The sequence below is a fragment of the Pseudomonas sp. Root71 genome (assembly GCF_001429045.1).
Taxonomy (GTDB): Bacteria; Pseudomonadota; Gammaproteobacteria; order Pseudomonadales; family Pseudomonadaceae; genus Aquipseudomonas; species Aquipseudomonas monachiensis.
In genome coordinates this window covers 68,831-83,644 of the sequence record NZ_LMHY01000002.1, presented here as the reverse complement: position 1 = coordinate 83,644, position 14,814 = coordinate 68,831, and the positions used below count along the sequence as shown (strand labels likewise).

The 14,814-nt window shown below is 59.6% G+C and carries 12 protein-coding genes; 2 read left to right on the top strand and 10 right to left on the bottom strand.

The window, feature by feature from the left end:
* Position 1: 1 nt before the first annotated feature.
* From carB to grpE, 6 genes are all read right to left on the bottom strand, one after another.
* Positions 2-3,223, bottom strand: a complete 3,222-nt coding sequence (gene carB, locus ASD95_RS03605; protein ID WP_056728228.1) for a carbamoyl-phosphate synthase large subunit — start codon at positions 3,221-3,223, stop codon at positions 2-4.
* A 117-nt stretch (positions 3,224-3,340) separates the two neighbouring features.
* The gene (gene carA, locus ASD95_RS03600) at positions 3,341-4,477 is read right to left on the bottom strand and encodes a glutamine-hydrolyzing carbamoyl-phosphate synthase small subunit (protein WP_046038697.1); all 1,137 of its coding nucleotides are present in this window, start codon (positions 4,475-4,477) and stop codon (positions 3,341-3,343) included.
* 259 nt (positions 4,478-4,736) lie between these two features.
* Positions 4,737-5,540 (bottom strand): 4-hydroxy-tetrahydrodipicolinate reductase, encoded by an 804-nt coding sequence (dapB, locus tag ASD95_RS03595; RefSeq protein WP_056728226.1) that lies wholly within the window; start codon positions 5,538-5,540, stop codon positions 4,737-4,739.
* A 10-nt stretch (positions 5,541-5,550) separates the two neighbouring features.
* The gene (dnaJ, locus tag ASD95_RS03590; RefSeq protein ID WP_056728224.1) at positions 5,551-6,675 is read right to left on the bottom strand and encodes a molecular chaperone DnaJ; all 1,125 of its coding nucleotides are present in this window, start codon (positions 6,673-6,675) and stop codon (positions 5,551-5,553) included.
* 295 nt (positions 6,676-6,970) lie between these two features.
* Positions 6,971-8,887 (bottom strand): molecular chaperone DnaK, encoded by a 1,917-nt coding sequence (gene dnaK, locus ASD95_RS03585; protein WP_056728222.1) that lies wholly within the window; start codon positions 8,885-8,887, stop codon positions 6,971-6,973.
* Positions 8,888-8,989: 102 nt separating this feature from the next.
* On the bottom strand, positions 8,990-9,556 hold the full coding sequence (gene grpE / locus ASD95_RS03580) for a nucleotide exchange factor GrpE (protein WP_056728221.1): 567 nt from the start codon (positions 9,554-9,556) through the stop codon (positions 8,990-8,992).
* A 240-nt stretch (positions 9,557-9,796) separates the two neighbouring features.
* Here grpE and recN point away from each other — a divergent pair, with 240 nt between their 5' ends.
* Positions 9,797-11,470: a DNA repair protein RecN gene (gene recN / locus ASD95_RS03575; protein WP_056728219.1), complete on the top strand. Its 1,674-nt coding sequence runs from the start codon at positions 9,797-9,799 to the stop codon at positions 11,468-11,470.
* A gap of 80 nt (positions 11,471-11,550) precedes the next feature.
* Here recN and fur read toward each other — a convergent pair whose 3' ends face one another.
* Entirely contained in the window at positions 11,551-11,955 is a 405-nt protein-coding gene (gene fur / locus ASD95_RS03570; protein ID WP_003197684.1) for a ferric iron uptake transcriptional regulator, read from the bottom strand.
* 97 nt (positions 11,956-12,052) lie between these two features.
* On the opposite strand from fur, the gene ASD95_RS03565 reads away from it, so the two are divergent.
* Positions 12,053-12,580, top strand: a complete 528-nt coding sequence (locus ASD95_RS03565) for an outer membrane protein assembly factor BamE (protein ID WP_056728218.1) — start codon at positions 12,053-12,055, stop codon at positions 12,578-12,580.
* A 61-nt stretch (positions 12,581-12,641) separates the two neighbouring features.
* On the opposite strand, the gene ASD95_RS03560 is transcribed toward ASD95_RS03565, so the two are convergent.
* Genes ASD95_RS03560 through ASD95_RS03550 form a run of 3 tightly spaced genes read right to left on the bottom strand, consistent with a single transcriptional unit; the run spans position 12,642 to position 14,794 of the window.
* Complete coding sequence (locus ASD95_RS03560) at positions 12,642-12,956, bottom strand: RnfH family protein (protein ID WP_056728213.1); 315 nt, start codon at positions 12,954-12,956, stop codon at positions 12,642-12,644.
* Entirely contained in the window at positions 12,949-13,383 is a 435-nt protein-coding gene (locus tag ASD95_RS03555) for a type II toxin-antitoxin system RatA family toxin (protein ID WP_046038689.1), read from the bottom strand. The genes ASD95_RS03560 and ASD95_RS03555 overlap by 8 nt, the downstream gene beginning before the upstream one ends.
* 7 nt (positions 13,384-13,390) lie before the next feature.
* Positions 13,391-14,794: a sodium-dependent transporter gene (locus tag ASD95_RS03550; protein ID WP_056728211.1), complete on the bottom strand. Its 1,404-nt coding sequence runs from the start codon at positions 14,792-14,794 to the stop codon at positions 13,391-13,393.
* Positions 14,795-14,814 lie beyond the last annotated feature (20 nt).

Sequence of the window (14,814 nt, the reverse complement as noted above, 5' to 3'; positions counted from 1 at the left end):
CTCATGCCTTCAATCCTGCGTGTAGATCCTGCAAGCGGCGCACGGTCTTCTCGGGACCGAATTTCAGCGCTTCACAGATGGCTTCGCCAGCAGCAATGGTGGTGGTGCAGTAAATCTTGTGCTGCAAGGCATTACGACGAATGGAGTACGAATCAGCGATCGACTGACGACCTTCGGTGGTGTTGATGATCAGCGTGACTTCGTCATTCTTGATCATGTCGACCACATGCGGACGACCTTCGGTCACCTTGTTCACACGGCGCACTTTCAGGCCTGCCGCCTCGATCAGCTTGGCAGTACCGGCAGTGGCAACCACTTCGAAGCCCAAGTTGATCAGATCACGGGCCACGCCCGCAACCAGCGGCTTGTCGTCGTCACGTACGCTGATGAACGCAGTACCGCCGGTCGGCAGCACTTCGCTGGCACCCATCTGGGCCTTGGCGAACGCTTCACCGAAGGTGTCGCCCACGCCCATCACTTCACCGGTGGACTTCATCTCCGGGCCGAGGATCGGGTCAACGCCAGGGAATTTGGCGAACGGGAACACCGCCTCTTTCACGCTGTAGAAGTTCGGGATGATTTCCTTGGTGAAGCCGATTTCCTTCAAGGTCTTACCGGCCATGACGCGAGCCGCGATCATTGCCAGGGAAACACCGATGCACTTGGAAACGAACGGCACCGTACGGGAAGCACGCGGGTTGACTTCGATGACATAGATGTCGTCGCCTTGCAGCGCCAACTGAACGTTCATCAGGCCGATTACGCCCAGTTCCAGGGCCATTTTCTTGACCTGGTCACGCATCTCGTCCTGGATGTGCGCTGGCAGCGAGTACGGCGGCAGCGAGCACGCGGAGTCACCGGAGTGAACACCAGCCTGCTCGATGTGCTGCATGATCGCGCCGATCACAACGTCTTTGCCGTCGCAGACCGCATCCACGTCCATCTCGATGGCGCAGTTGAGGAAGTGGTCCAGCAGCACCGGGCTGTCGTTGGACACTTGCACCGCTTCGCGCAGGTAGCGCTTGAGTTCTTCTTCTTCGTAGACGATTTCCATCGCACGACCGCCCAGTACATAGGACGGGCGCACCACCAGCGGGTAACCGATCTTGCTGGCGGCACGAATCGCTTCATCTTCGCTGCGCACGGTGGCGTTTGGCGGCTGACGCAGGTTCAGGCGCTGGACCATCTGCTGGAAGCGCTCACGGTCTTCGGCACGGTCGATGGCGTCAGGGCTGGTACCGATGATCGGCACGCCGGCGGCTTCCAGGGCGCGAGCCAGCTTCAGTGGAGTCTGGCCGCCGTACTGGACGATCACGCCTTTCGGCTTCTCGACGCGAACGATTTCCAGCACGTCTTCCAGGGTCACTGGTTCGAAGTACAGGCGATCGGAAGTGTCATAGTCGGTGGAAACGGTTTCCGGGTTGCAGTTGACCATGATGGTCTCGTAGCCGTCATCGCGCAGGGCCAGTGCCGCGTGTACGCAGCAGTAGTCGAACTCGATGCCCTGGCCGATACGGTTCGGACCGCCACCCAGGATCATGATCTTGTCGCGACCCGATGGCGCCGCTTCGCACTCTTCCTCGTACGTCGAGTAGAGGTAGGCAGTATCGGTGGCGAACTCGGCGGCGCAGGTGTCGACGCGCTTGTAGACCGGGAAGATTTCCAGCTTGTGACGGTGAGCGCGCAGGCTCTTCTCGGTCACCCCCAGCAATTTGGCCAGGCGCATATCGGAGAAGCCTTTGCGCTTGAGGCGGAACATCAGATCGCGGTCGATGCTGGTCAGACCCAGGGTCTTGACCTTCTCTTCTTCCTTGATCAGGTCTTCCATCTGCACCAGGAACCAAGGGTCGATCATGGTCATGCCGAAGATGTCTTCGACGGTCATGCCGGCGCGCATGGCGTCCGCCACGTACCAGATACGCTCGGCACCCGGCACGGTCAGCTCGCGCTTGAGTACGCTCATGCTTTCCGGGTTGGCCAGATCAACCTTCTCGTCCAGGCCGCAAACGCCCACTTCCAGGCCACGCAGGGCTTTCTGCAGGGATTCCTGGAAGGTACGGCCGATGGCCATGACTTCACCCACCGACTTCATCTGGGTGGTCAGGCGCGCGTCAGCCTTGGCGAACTTCTCGAAAGCGAAGCGTGGCAACTTGGTGACGACGTAGTCGATGGACGGTTCGAAGGACGCCGGGGTCTTGCCGCCGGTGATGTCGTTCGACAGCTCGTCGAGGGTGTAACCCACAGCCAGCTTGGCCGCGACCTTGGCGATCGGGAAGCCGGTGGCCTTCGAAGCCAGGGCCGAAGAACGCGATACTCGCGGGTTCATCTCGATCACGACCATGCGGCCGGTGTTCGGGCAGATACCGAACTGAACGTTGGAACCGCCGGTTTCCACGCCGATCTCGCGCAGTACCGCCAGGGAGGCGTTACGCAGGATCTGGTATTCCTTGTCGGTCAGGGTCTGTGCAGGAGCCACGGTGATCGAGTCACCGGTGTGCACGCCCATCGGGTCGAAGTTTTCGATGGAGCAGACGATGATGCAGTTGTCCTTCTTATCGCGGACAACCTCCATCTCGTATTCTTTCCAGCCGATCAGCGATTCGTCGATCAGCAGCTCTTTGGTCGGCGACAGGTCCAGACCACGGGCGCAGATTTCTTCGAACTCTTCACGGTTGTAAGCGATACCGCCACCGGTGCCGCCCATGGTGAAGGACGGACGGATGATGCACGGGAAGCCGAGCTTCTCGAGGACCGCATTGGCCTCTTCCATGCTGTGGGCGATACCGGAACGCGGGCACGCCAGGCCGATGGACTTCATCGCCTTGTCGAAACGCGAGCGGTCTTCAGCCTTGTCGATGGTGTCGGCGTTGGCACCGATCATCTCTACGCCGAACTTCTCCAGAACGCCTTCGCGCTCCAGGTCCAGGGCGCAGTTCAGAGCGGTCTGGCCACCCATGGTCGGCAGCAGCGCGTCCGGACGCTCTTTCTCGATGATCTTGGCAACGGTCTGCCACTTGATCGGCTCGATGTAGGTGGCGTCGGCCATGGCCGGGTCGGTCATGATGGTGGCCGGGTTGGAGTTCACCAGGATGACGCGGTAACCCTCTTCGCGCAGGGCTTTGCAGGCCTGGGCGCCGGAGTAGTCGAATTCGCAGGCCTGGCCGATCACGATCGGGCCAGCGCCGAGAATCAGGATGCTTTTAATGTCTGTACGTTTTGGCATGGGTTTGTCACTCAAATCCGCAGGTCAGTCGGCAAGCCGTCTTGTTCAATCTCTGAAGCCTTGAGGGGGCCGCCGGTACGGGGCCACCCTCAAGCTTTGCTACATCAGGGCGAGCGATCAGCGTCGCTTGGCCATCTCGGTGATGAAGCGATCGAACAATGGCGCTACGTCGTTCGGGCCAGGGCTGGCTTCCGGGTGACCCTGGAAGCTGAAGGCGCTCTTGTCGGTACGCTCGATACCTTGCAGGGTGCCGTCGAACAGCGATTTGTGGATCGCGCGAACGTTGGCCGGCAGGGTCGCTTCGTCTACGGCAAAACCGTGGTTCTGGCTGGTGATCATCACCACACCGCTGTCCAGGTCCTGGACGGGGTGGTTGGCACCGTGGTGGCCGTGACCCATTTTCAGGGTCTTGGCGCCGGAGGCCAGGGCCAGCAACTGGTGACCGAGGCAGATACCGAAGACCGGGATCTCGGTTTCCAGCACATCCTTGATCGCCTGGATCGCGTAGTCGCAAGGCTCCGGATCACCAGGGCCGTTGGACAGGAACACGCCGTCCGGCTTCAGCGCCAGAACGTCGGCGGCAGGAGTTTGCGCAGGCACGACAGTCACGCGGCAACCGCGCTCGACCAGCATGCGCAGGATGTTCACCTTGACGCCGTAGTCGTAGGCAACCACATGGTACGGCAGCTCGGAGGCTTCGATGGTTGCGTGGCTGTCGGTTTTCAGATCCCAGACAGTCGAGCGCCACTCGTAGCTTTCCTTGGTGCTGACGACTTTCGCCAGGTCCATGCCCTTGAGGCCAGGGAAACCCTGGGCGGCGGCGATGGCGGCAGCTTCGGAAATGTTGTCACCGGCCATGATGCAGCCGTTCTGCGCGCCTTTTTCACGCAGGATGCGCGTCAGGCGGCGGGTGTCGATACCGGCGATGGCCACAACATTGTTGGCCTTCAGGTAGTCGGACAGGGACATCGTGTTACGCCAGTTGCTCGCCACCAGTGGCAGGTCACGAATGACCAGGCCGGCAGACCAGACGCGGTTGGACTCGGCGTCCTCCGGCGTGGTGCCGGTGTTGCCGATGTGCGGGTAAGTCAGGGTAACGATTTGTTGGGCGTAGGAAGGATCGGTAAGGATTTCCTGATAGCCGGTCATTGCGGTGTTGAACACCACCTCACCAACGGTTTGACCGTCGGCTCCAATGGCTTCGCCGCGAAAAATGCTGCCATCAGCAAGGGCGAGTATGGCTGGCTTAGTCAAGAAGACCTCCCGTAAATAAAGCCTGAAAGGGCGATCGCAGGTTGTAAAAAAGCGGAGTGACGTATGGACACGTCACCCCGCTTCTTCACTGAATTATTCTGCGCGCTTTTAGTGGACACACTAAAGCTGTAGCTTACAGAAAAAGGCTTTTTTGGTCTACCGCCAATGAGCCTTAAAGGCTGGAGAATGCGACAGGACGTCGCTTGGCGGAACAAAACCGGGCTCAAACGCGGTGCGCGAGCCCGATTTCGGGTGCATATTAACGCAAATCGAGCACGTCTTGCATGTCGTAAAGGCCAGGCTCGCGCCCGTCCAGCCACAAAGCAGCACGTACCGCGCCCTTGGCGAACGTCATGCGACTGGAAGCCTTGTGGGTGATCTCGACACGCTCGCCGTCGGCAGCGAACAGCACGGTGTGGTCACCAACGATGTCGCCAGCGCGTACGGTGGCGAAACCAATGGTCTCGCGCTCACGAGCGCCGGTCTGCCCCTCACGACCGTACACCGCCACTTTCTTCAGGTCGCGACCCAACGCATCGGCAATCACCTCACCCATGCGCACGGCAGTGCCGGACGGCGCGTCGACTTTATGCCGATGGTGAGCTTCGGTGATTTCGATATCGACATCGTCGCCCAACACGCGAGCGGCCGTGTCGAGCAGCTTCAGGCACAGGTTGACCCCGACACTGAAGTTGGCCGCGAAGACAATCGGAATGTCCTTGCCCGCTTCCGCCAGCAGTTGCTTCTCTTCAACGCTGAAACCGGTGGTACCGATGATCATGGCCTTGCCGTGTTTACGGCAGAAAGCCAGGTTCTTCAGGGTCACCGTCGGGTGAGTGAAGTCGATCAGCACGTCGAACTCGTCGACCACCCGATCCAGATCACCGGACAGAGGCACGCCGATACGACCCAGCGCAGCCAGCTCACCGGCATCCGCGCCGACCAGCGTGCTGTCGGGGCGATCCACCGCCGCCGTCAGACCGGCGCCCGGAGTTTGCTGCACCGCTTCAATCAGGGTCTTGCCCATGCGCCCGGCGGCGCCCATCACTGCAATACGTCGCATGCCTGCCTCCTTACAAATCGCCGAAGAAACGCTTCACGCCTTCGAACCAACCGGTGGTTTTTGGCGAATGGCTGTTGTCATCCGCCAGCGAACTACGGAACTCCTCGAGCATTTCACGCTGGCGACGGCTCAGGTTGACCGGAGTCTCGACCGCCACACGGCACATCAAGTCGCCAGCACCACCGCCACGCACAGGCGCGACACCCTTGCCACGTACACGGAACTGCTTGCCGGTCTGGGTCCCCTCAGGAATCTTCAGCTTGACCCGACCATCAAGGGTCGGAATCTCCAGCTCGCCACCCAGCGCCGCATCGACGAAGCTGATCGGCACTTCGCAGAACAGATGCTTGCCATCGCGCTGGAAAATCGAGTGCTCGCGCACATTGATCACCACGTACAGGTCGCCAGTCGGCCCACCCTGGGCACCCGCCTCGCCCTCACCGGACAGACGAATGCGGTCACCGGTATCGACACCGGCCGGCACTTTCACCGACAGGGTCTTGTACTCTTCGACACGACCTTCGCCGTGGCAGGAGTCGCACGGATCGGAAATGATCTTGCCCTGGCCATGGCAGCGCGGGCAGGTCTGTTGCACCGAGAAGAAACCTTGCTGCATGCGCACCTGGCCGATACCGCCGCAAGTCGGGCAGGTCACGGGCGCAGAACCCTTCTTGGCACCGGAGCCGTCGCAAGGCTTGCAGTTGACCAGCGTCGGAACGCGGATATTCACGGTCGTACCGCGCACCGCTTCTTCGAGGTCCAGTTCCAGGGTGTAGCGCAAGTCACTGCCGCGCTGAGCGCCGCCACGGGAACCGCCGCGACCACCACCGAAGAAGTCACTGAAGACATCGCCAAAGATGTCGGAGAAGTTCTGACCACCGAAACCGGCACCGCCGCCACCCATGCTCGGGTCGACACCGGCATGGCCATACTGGTCGTATGCCGCGCGCTTGCTGGAGTCGGACAGCACTTCGTAGGCCTCGTTGGCCTCCTTGAACATGTCTTCCGACGCTTTGTCATCGGGATTACGGTCCGGGTGATGCTTCATTGCCAGGCGACGGTAGGCCTTTTTCAGGTCCGCTTCGCTTGAGCCACGCTCAACACCCAACACTTCGTAATAGTCACGCTTTGCCATAAGTCTTTGCACTCTTGAGGACGTCCGACAAAACCCTCCTGAGTTTGCCGAACTCGTTGAGCCCCAATACAGGCCCGGACCCAACTCACGTCAATTCAACGATCCTGGTCTTTGATTCTTGCGGTACTTGCGGCACGAAAAGCAGGAGCATTCCCGGCCATACCAACAACACGCGACCGCTGTCGCATGCTGTAAAAATTCGCGTATTCCAGATACGCCAACGCGGGAGCAAGCTCCCGCGCGGCGACATCCTACCAGTCACCGCCTTGAGGCAGTCAACCGGCCGACCAACAACTTACTTGTGGTCTTTGACTTCTTCGAACTCGGCATCGACAACGTCGTCAGCCTTTTCCGCCTTGTCGTCGTGCGGTGCAGCGCCTTCAGCAGGCTGAGCCTGTTCGGCGTACATCTTCTGCGCCACTGGAGCGGAGACCTTGGACAGCTCCTCAACCTTGGCGTCGATAGCAGCCTTGTCGTCGCCTTTAACAGCGGCTTCCAGGGCAACTACGGCCGCTTCGATTGCAGTCTTCTCTTCAGCGCTCACTTTATCGCCGGCATCGGCAACCATTTTGCGCGTCGAGTGAACCAGTGCGTCACCCTGGTTGCGGGCAGCGGCCAGTTCTTCGAACTTGCGGTCTTCCTCGGCGTTCGCCTCGGCATCACGCACCATGCGCTCGATTTCTTCGTCGGACAGACCGGAGTTAGCCTTGATCACGATCGACTGAGTCTTGCCGGTAGCCTTGTCCTTCGCACCTACGTGCAGGATGCCGTTGGCGTCGATGTCGAAGGTCACTTCGATCTGTGGCACGCCACGTGGAGCTGGTGGAATGTCGGCCAGATCGAACTTGCCCAGGGACTTGTTCTGTGCGGCTTGCTTACGCTCGCCTTGCAGCACGTGAATGGTCACGGCGCCCTGGTTGTCGTCGGCAGTCGAGAACACTTGCGATTTCTTGGTAGGAATCGTGGTGTTTTTCTCGATCAGCGCGGTCATCACGCCACCCATGGTTTCGATACCCAGGGTCAGCGGGCTGACGTCGAGCAGCAGAACGTCTTTCACGTCACCAGCCAGTACCGCGCCCTGGATGGCAGCACCCATGGCAACCGCTTCGTCCGGGTTGACGTCTTTACGAGCTTCTTTACCGAAGAACTCGGTGACCAGCTTCTGAACCAGTGGCATACGGGTCTGACCGCCCACCAGGATCACGTCGTTGATCGCGCCAACGTCGATACCGGCATCTTTCATTGCGATGCGGCAAGGTTCGATGGTGCGCTGAACCAGGTCTTCCACCAGCGCTTCGAGCTTGGCGCGGGAGATCTTCACGTTCAGGTGCTTAGGACCGGTGGCGTCTGCAGTGATGTACGGCAGGTTCACGTCGGTCGACTGGCTCGAGGACAGTTCGATCTTGGCTTTTTCAGCGGCTTCTTTCAGGCGCTGCATGGCCAGCGGGTCGCCTTTGAGGTTCATGCCGCTTTCTTTCTTGAATTCGTCGACGAGGTAGTCGATCAGACGAATGTCAAAGTCTTCACCGCCCAGGAACGTGTCACCGTTGGTGGCCAGTACTTCGAACTGGTGCTCGCCATCGACTTCAGCGATCTCGATCACGGAAACGTCGAAAGTACCACCACCCAGGTCGTAAACGATCACGGTGTGATCGCCCTTGGCTTTGTCCATGCCGTAAGCCAGAGCGGCTGCGGTTGGTTCGTTGATGATACGTTTTACGTCCAGGCCAGCGATGCGGCCGGCGTCTTTGGTGGCCTGACGCTGGCTGTCGTTGAAGTAGGCCGGAACGGTGATCACCGCTTCAGTCACGGTCTCGCCGAGATAGTCTTCGGCGGTCTTCTTCATTTTTTTCAGGATTTCAGCCGAGATTTGTGGCGGTGCCATTTTCTGGCCGTTCACTTCAACCCAGGCGTCGCTGTTGTCAGCCTTGACGATCTTGTAAGGGACCATCTGGATGTCTTTCTGCACGACTTCTTCGTCGAAACGACGACCGATCAGACGCTTCACCGCATACAGGGTGTTATGCGGATTGGTCACGGCCTGACGCTTGGCCGACTGGCCAACCAGGATTTCGCCATCGTTGGCGTAAGCGATGATCGACGGCGTGGTACGCGCGCCTTCAGCGTTTTCAATAACTTTTGCCTTGCCGTTTTCCAGCACGGAGACGCAGGAGTTGGTAGTCCCCAGGTCGATACCGATAATTTTGCCCATGTTCACTCTCCCGAAACTTTGGATTTGGTTGCCGCAGCAGTGGTGGCTAACTGCGGTAGCACTTAAACGCTTGACTTATAAATGGGGGCCTTGCGGCGGATTTCAAGCCTGCTCGTCAATCGAAGGCGAAACCGGCGCAGGCGCCTTGCTGACCACGACCATCGCCGGGCGCAGCAGGCGGCCATTGAGCTGATAGCCCTTCTGGAACACCTTCAGAACGCTGTTCGGCTCGACGTCAGCGCTTTCCTGCATGGCCATCGCCTGATGGTGAACGGCGTTGAACGGTTCGCCATGGGGATCGATCGCTTCAAGCTGATAACGCTTGAGGGTGTCGTGGAACATTTTCAGGGTCAGCTCGATGCCTTCGCGCATCGGACGGATGCTTTCGTCGTCCGGGCTGGACAGTTCCAGGCCGCGCTCCAGGCTGTCGACGATCGGCAGCAGGTCGCTAGCGAATTTTTCCAGCGCGAACTTGTGAGCCTTTTCCACATCCTGCTCGGCGCGACGGCGGACGTTCTGCAGATCGGCGGCTACACGCAAAGCCTGATCCTGAGCGCCTGCCAGTTGCTCTTCGAGCACTTGTACACGAGCCGCCAGGTCATCACCCGAAGCCTCGGGCGCCTGGTTGGCGTCTGGGTTTTGCGTATCCACTGTCTGTTCGTCAGCCATAGATTTCTCCTTTCAATTTCGTCCGCGAGCTCAACTCGCGCTTCTGCCCAGCTATATGGGGCCACAAAATCCGGCTTCAAGGGGGTCCGACGATTAACCCTACAAAAAACAACTGCTTTGTCATTCCCGGCCGCGATAAGGCTTTCGTCGGACCGAGCGAATCGAGCTAACGAGGGGCATTGTCAGCCGGAAACAAAACACTGTATAAATAACCAGACCTAACACCTGGGAGCGGCCCATATGCTGGTGCACCTGTCCGTACACAACTACGCCATCGTTGAACATCTCGATCTCGAACTCGATCGCGGGATGAGCGTGATCACCGGGGAAACCGGCGCGGGCAAGTCAATCATGCTCGACGCGCTGGGCCTTACCCTGGGCGATCGCGCCGACAGTGGCGTGGTCCGCCCCGGCGCCGACAAGGCCGATATCCTGGCCACCTTCGATCTGGTCGACATTCCGGAAGCCAGCGCCTGGCTGGCCGAACGCGACCTCGAAAACGACGGCCCGTGCATCCTGCGCCGGGTCATCACATCCGAAGGGCGCTCGCGTGGCTACATCAACGGCACGCCCTGCCCGCTTGGCGACCTCAAGGCGCTGGGTGAACTGCTGATCGACATTCACAGCCAGCACGAACACCAATCCCTGCTCAAGACCGATACCCACCGTCGCCTGCTCGATGAATATGCCGGCGCGACCGATCTGGCCCGCCAGGTTCAACTCGCCGCCCAGCGCTGGCGCCAGACCCGCCAGGAACTGGAGCGACTCTCCAACTCCGGCGATGAGCAACGCGCCCGCCATCAGTTGCTCAGTTATCAACTCGAGGAGCTGGAGAACCTTGGCCTTGGCGACAACGAACTGGAGCAGCTCGAGCAGGAACACAAGAACCTGACCAACGCCGAGACCCTGCTCGGCATCTGCCGACAAGTCGTCGAGCAATGCAGTGAGAGCGATTCCGGAAATGTCCTGAACGCCCTCACCGCCAGCCTCAACCGCCTGTCGAGCGCGAACAGTACGATCGGTGCACTGGGCGAAGCCAGCAGCTTGCTGACCAGCGCACAGATCCAGGTTGAAGAGGCCGTTGGTGAACTGAACCGCTTCCTCGACAACTTCGACGCCGATCCGTCGCGCCTTCAATACCTCGAAGAACGCCTCGACGCGATCTACACCCTGGCGCGCAAACACCGCATCCAGCCGACCGAAGTCGCAGAGATGCAGCAGAAACTGCTGGATGAAATCGAAACCCTCAACGCCAACGACGAATCCATCGAGCGGCTGAGCGACGAACTGTCTTCATACGCTCGTCATTATCAGGAAAAGGCTCGGGAACTGAGCGACCTGCGTCATCAGGCCTCGAGCAGCCTGGCCAGCGCCGTGGAGCTGGAAATCCAGCGCCTGGGCATGCCTGGCGGGCGCTTCACCATCGAACTGCGCCCAAACAGCAGCGACGAACTGCTGCCTAACGGACTTGAACAGGTTGAACTGCTGGTCAGCGCCAACCCGGGCCAACCCTTGAAAGCCTTGGCAAAAGTCGCCTCCGGAGGCGAGCTGTCACGGATCAGCCTGGCGATCCAGGTGATCACCGCGCAGACCTCCCGCGTACCGACCCTGGTGTTCGACGAAGTAGACGTTGGTATCGGTGGTCCGACAGCAGAAATCGTCGGCCAACTGTTGCGGCGCCTCGGAGAACGCGGACAGGTACTGACCGTGACGCACTTGCCGCAAGTAGCAGCGCAAGGTCATCAACATCTATTTGTGCATAAAGTGCGCGGCGAAGATGCCACCCGCACGGCTGTTTCCAAATTGAGCAAAAACGACCGCGTCGAAGAAGTCGCACGGATGCTGGGGGGCATCGATCTCACCAAGGAGTCCCTGGCGCACGCCAAAAAAATGGTGGTGGCCGCAAAAGCCTGAATAAATAAAGGCAGAAAGCACGAAGGCGACCCTGGGGTCGCCTTCGTTCGTTTCGCGAACCTCAGGTTCGCGCGACATGCTTACTTTTTCTTGCGCACGTACAGCACCAGATTGTGATCAACCATCTCGAAGCCATACTTGTCGACGATTGCTTTCTGAAGCCGCTCGATTTCTTCGTCGAAGAATTCGATCACTTCGCTGGTTTCGACGTTGACCATATGGTCGTGATGCTTTCCGTCGTCCAGCTCGAAGACCGCATGGCCTCCATCGAAGTTGTGCCGCACCACAAGGCCAGCTGCCTCGAACTGGGTCAGAACACGGTAAACCGTGGCCAGACCGACGTCCTCACCAGCCTCCATAAGGGCCTTGTAGACATCCTCGGCACTCATGTGGCGCTGCTCGGCGGAATCGAGCATTTGCAGAATTTTGACCCGTGGCAGGGTCACTTTGAGGCCGGCTTTGCGTAGTTCGCTATTTTCAACCATGGTCAGCTTTCTCGCGATGCTGCTTCGCAGCTTCTCTTAATGCGGGTATGATCGGCGTTTACGTTGTCCCAGCCAAGATAGTGGAAGTCGCCCACCGATGCAAAACACCAAGCTCTTGCTAACCAGTTTCACCTTTGTGGGACTGCTCGCACTCGCCGGTTGTTCATTCCCCGGGGTTTACAAAATCGACATCCAGCAGGGCAATGTCGTCACGCAGGACATGATAGACCAGTTACGCCCGGGAATGACCCGTAAGCAAGTACGGTTTATCATGGGCAACCCTCTGCTGACCGACACGTTCCATGCCGATCGCTGGGATTATCTGTACAGCCTGCAACCGGGTGGCGGTGAACGCCAACAGGAACGCGTCAGCGTTATCTTCAACCCAAATGATCAGCTTGTCAGCCTCTCTGGTGATTTCATGCCAGGCGTGAGCCGTGACGAAGCCATTCTCGGCAAGGACAGCGGCACGACAGTGGCCGCCCCGGCAGAAAACGTCGAGAAGCCAAAACCGGAAAAACCGGTCAAGCCAGGTTCGTTGCTGGATCAGATCCAGAAGGACGTCGACGGTGTAGAAACCGTTCCGGTCCCGACGCCGCAACCACTGGACACCTCGCCGCAATAATTTGCGACGCAATAAAAAGCCCGGCATGCCCGGGCTTTTTATTGTCTGGCGTTCCAGCCAATCACTGATTCCGCGCCTTGGCCTCGGCCGCTTTCGCCGCACGCAGTCGGCGCACCTCTTTCGGATCGGCCAGCAACGGGCGGTAAATCTCGATGCGATCCCCAGCCTGGACTGCCCGACTCTCCGGATCAGCTACCACCTTGCCGAAGATCCCCACAGGGCAATGGGCCAGATCCAGCTCCGGAAACTCTTCGGCCACGGCCGACCTGAGCAAGGTCGCCCGCACGGTCGTTCCAACAGGCACGGTCACTGTCAGCAGCACCTGACGGTCTTCGGCCGCGTAGACCACCTCGACTTCAATCATGACCTCAACCATGTATCTGCTTGGCGCGCTGGCAGAACGCATCCACCAAAGTATTGGCCGCCTGATTGAACAGCGGTCCCAAGGTGGCACGAACCAGCGGCCCGGCATAATCGAACGACAGATCGAGGCTGATCTTGCAGGCTTTGTCGGTCAACGCCTTGAATACCCAGATGCCATGCAATTGGGTGAAAGGGCCCTCTTCGAGGTTCATTTCGATCGACTGCCCCGGAACCAGCGTGTTGCGCGTCACGAAATGCTGGCTGAGGCCGCCCTTCGCCACGCCGACGCTCGCCCGCATATGCTCAGGTGAGCTCTCCAGGACTTCGGCGGACGAGCACCACGGCAGAAACTCCGGATAGCGCGCCACGTCGTTGACCAGGTCATACAGCGCTTGTGCCGGGTACGGCAGCAAGGCCGAACGTGAAATGTGTGTCGTCATGTCAGCGTCACTTCCACAGCTGGGCGGCAAACACTACGAGAATGCCGATGGGCGCCACATAGCGCATCAAGAACAAGGACAGGCCAAACAGCGCAGGGTTACGGATCGACAACTCGTCGCGCACCGCTTCGCGCCCCATGATCCAGCCCGCAAACACCACGAAACACAAACCGCCAAGCGGCAACATGAGTCGCGAGGTGAAGAAATCGATCACACCGAAGAAGTCGAGACCACCGGCGGCTCCCCATTGGTAGAGGTGGAACATCCCGCCTTCGTTCACGAAGAACTTCGCCTCCTTCCAGATATTGAAGGAGAACACCGTGCCCAGGCCGACAAACCAGCAGCTGAACGCCAGCCAGAAGGTGACCCAGGCTCGGCTCACTTTAGTGCGCTCGACCAGGTAGGCCACCATCGGCTCAAGCAGGGAAATCGCCGAACTCCAGGCAGCGACCGCCACCAGCACGAAGAACACCACCCCCATCAATTGCCCGAACGCCACGTTACCGAAGGCAAACGGCAGGCTGACGAACATCAGCCCCGGTCCCTCGCTCGGATTCAGGCCCGCCGCAAAAACAATCGGAAACAATGCCAGGCCGGCCACCAGGGAAACGAAGGTATCGAGCAGCGCCACGCCAACGACCGTCCCTGAAATCGACGAGTTCTTCGGCATGTAGGCGCCGTAGATCATGATCGAGCCGACGCCCACGCTCAGGGAAAAGAACGCATGCCCCATCGCGGGCAACAAGCCGTCCATGACCTTTTCCGGGTGGAAGTCGAACATGAAATGCACGCCCGCCATGAAATGCCCGGTGGTCATGCTGTAGCCCAACAACACGAGGATCATCACGAACAGCAGCGGCATCATGATGCGCAAACTGCGTTCAAGCCCGGCAACCACGCCCTTGGCGATCACCACCGCGGACAACAGCATGAAAATGGTGTGCCAAAGTGTCAGGCGCCAGGGATCGGCGATCACATTGCCGAAGTAAGCCCCCACCTGATCAGGCGTCGCCCCCTGAAAATCGCCACGCCCCATGTCGATGATGTAGTCCAGCGACCAGCCGCCGACCACACTGTAGAACGACAGGATCAGCAACGCGGTGATCATCCCGGCAAAAGCGCCCCAGGACCATTTGGCCGAGTGCCCCGCCTCTGTCGCCAGGATCTTCAAGGCATTGGCCGGGCTCTGCCGGGCACGCCGGCCGATCAGGGTTTCCGCCAGCATGACCGGCACCCCGATCAGCGCGATGCAGGCCAGGAACATCAGCACGAAGGCACCGCCGCCATAGACGCCGACCATGTACGGGAATTTCCAGATACTACCCAGCCCCACGGCCGAACCGGTCGCGGCGAGTATGAAGACCCAGCGGCTAGCCCAACTGCCGTGGACAGAAACCTTGTCTGTCGACATCGTTATCACGCCCAAGCGTT

Bases quoted from the DNA above. Each gene is read 5' to 3' on its own strand.
- carB (WP_056728228.1), bottom strand. From the start codon at position 3,223: ATGCCAAAACGTACAGACATTAAAAGCATCCTGATTCTCGGCGCTGGC.
- dapB (WP_056728226.1), bottom strand. From the start codon at position 5,540: ATGCGACGTATTGCAGTGATGGGCGCCGCCGGGCGCATGGGCAAGACC.
- dnaJ (WP_056728224.1), bottom strand. From the start codon at position 6,675: ATGGCAAAGCGTGACTATTACGAAGTGTTGGGTGTTGAGCGTGGCTCA.
- dnaK (WP_056728222.1), bottom strand. From the start codon at position 8,887: ATGGGCAAAATTATCGGTATCGACCTGGGGACTACCAACTCCTGCGTC.
- grpE (WP_056728221.1), bottom strand. From the start codon at position 9,556: ATGGCTGACGAACAGACAGTGGATACGCAAAACCCAGACGCCAACCAG.
- recN (WP_056728219.1), top strand. From the start codon at position 9,797: ATGCTGGTGCACCTGTCCGTACACAACTACGCCATCGTTGAACATCTC.
- fur (WP_003197684.1), bottom strand. From the start codon at position 11,955: ATGGTTGAAAATAGCGAACTACGCAAAGCCGGCCTCAAAGTGACCCTG.
- ASD95_RS03565 (WP_056728218.1), top strand. From the start codon at position 12,053: ATGCAAAACACCAAGCTCTTGCTAACCAGTTTCACCTTTGTGGGACTG.
- ASD95_RS03560 (WP_056728213.1), bottom strand. From the start codon at position 12,956: ATGGTTGAGGTCATGATTGAAGTCGAGGTGGTCTACGCGGCCGAAGAC.
- ASD95_RS03555 (WP_046038689.1), bottom strand. From the start codon at position 13,383: ATGACGACACACATTTCACGTTCGGCCTTGCTGCCGTACCCGGCACAA.
- ASD95_RS03550 (WP_056728211.1), bottom strand. From the start codon at position 14,794: ATGTCGACAGACAAGGTTTCTGTCCACGGCAGTTGGGCTAGCCGCTGG.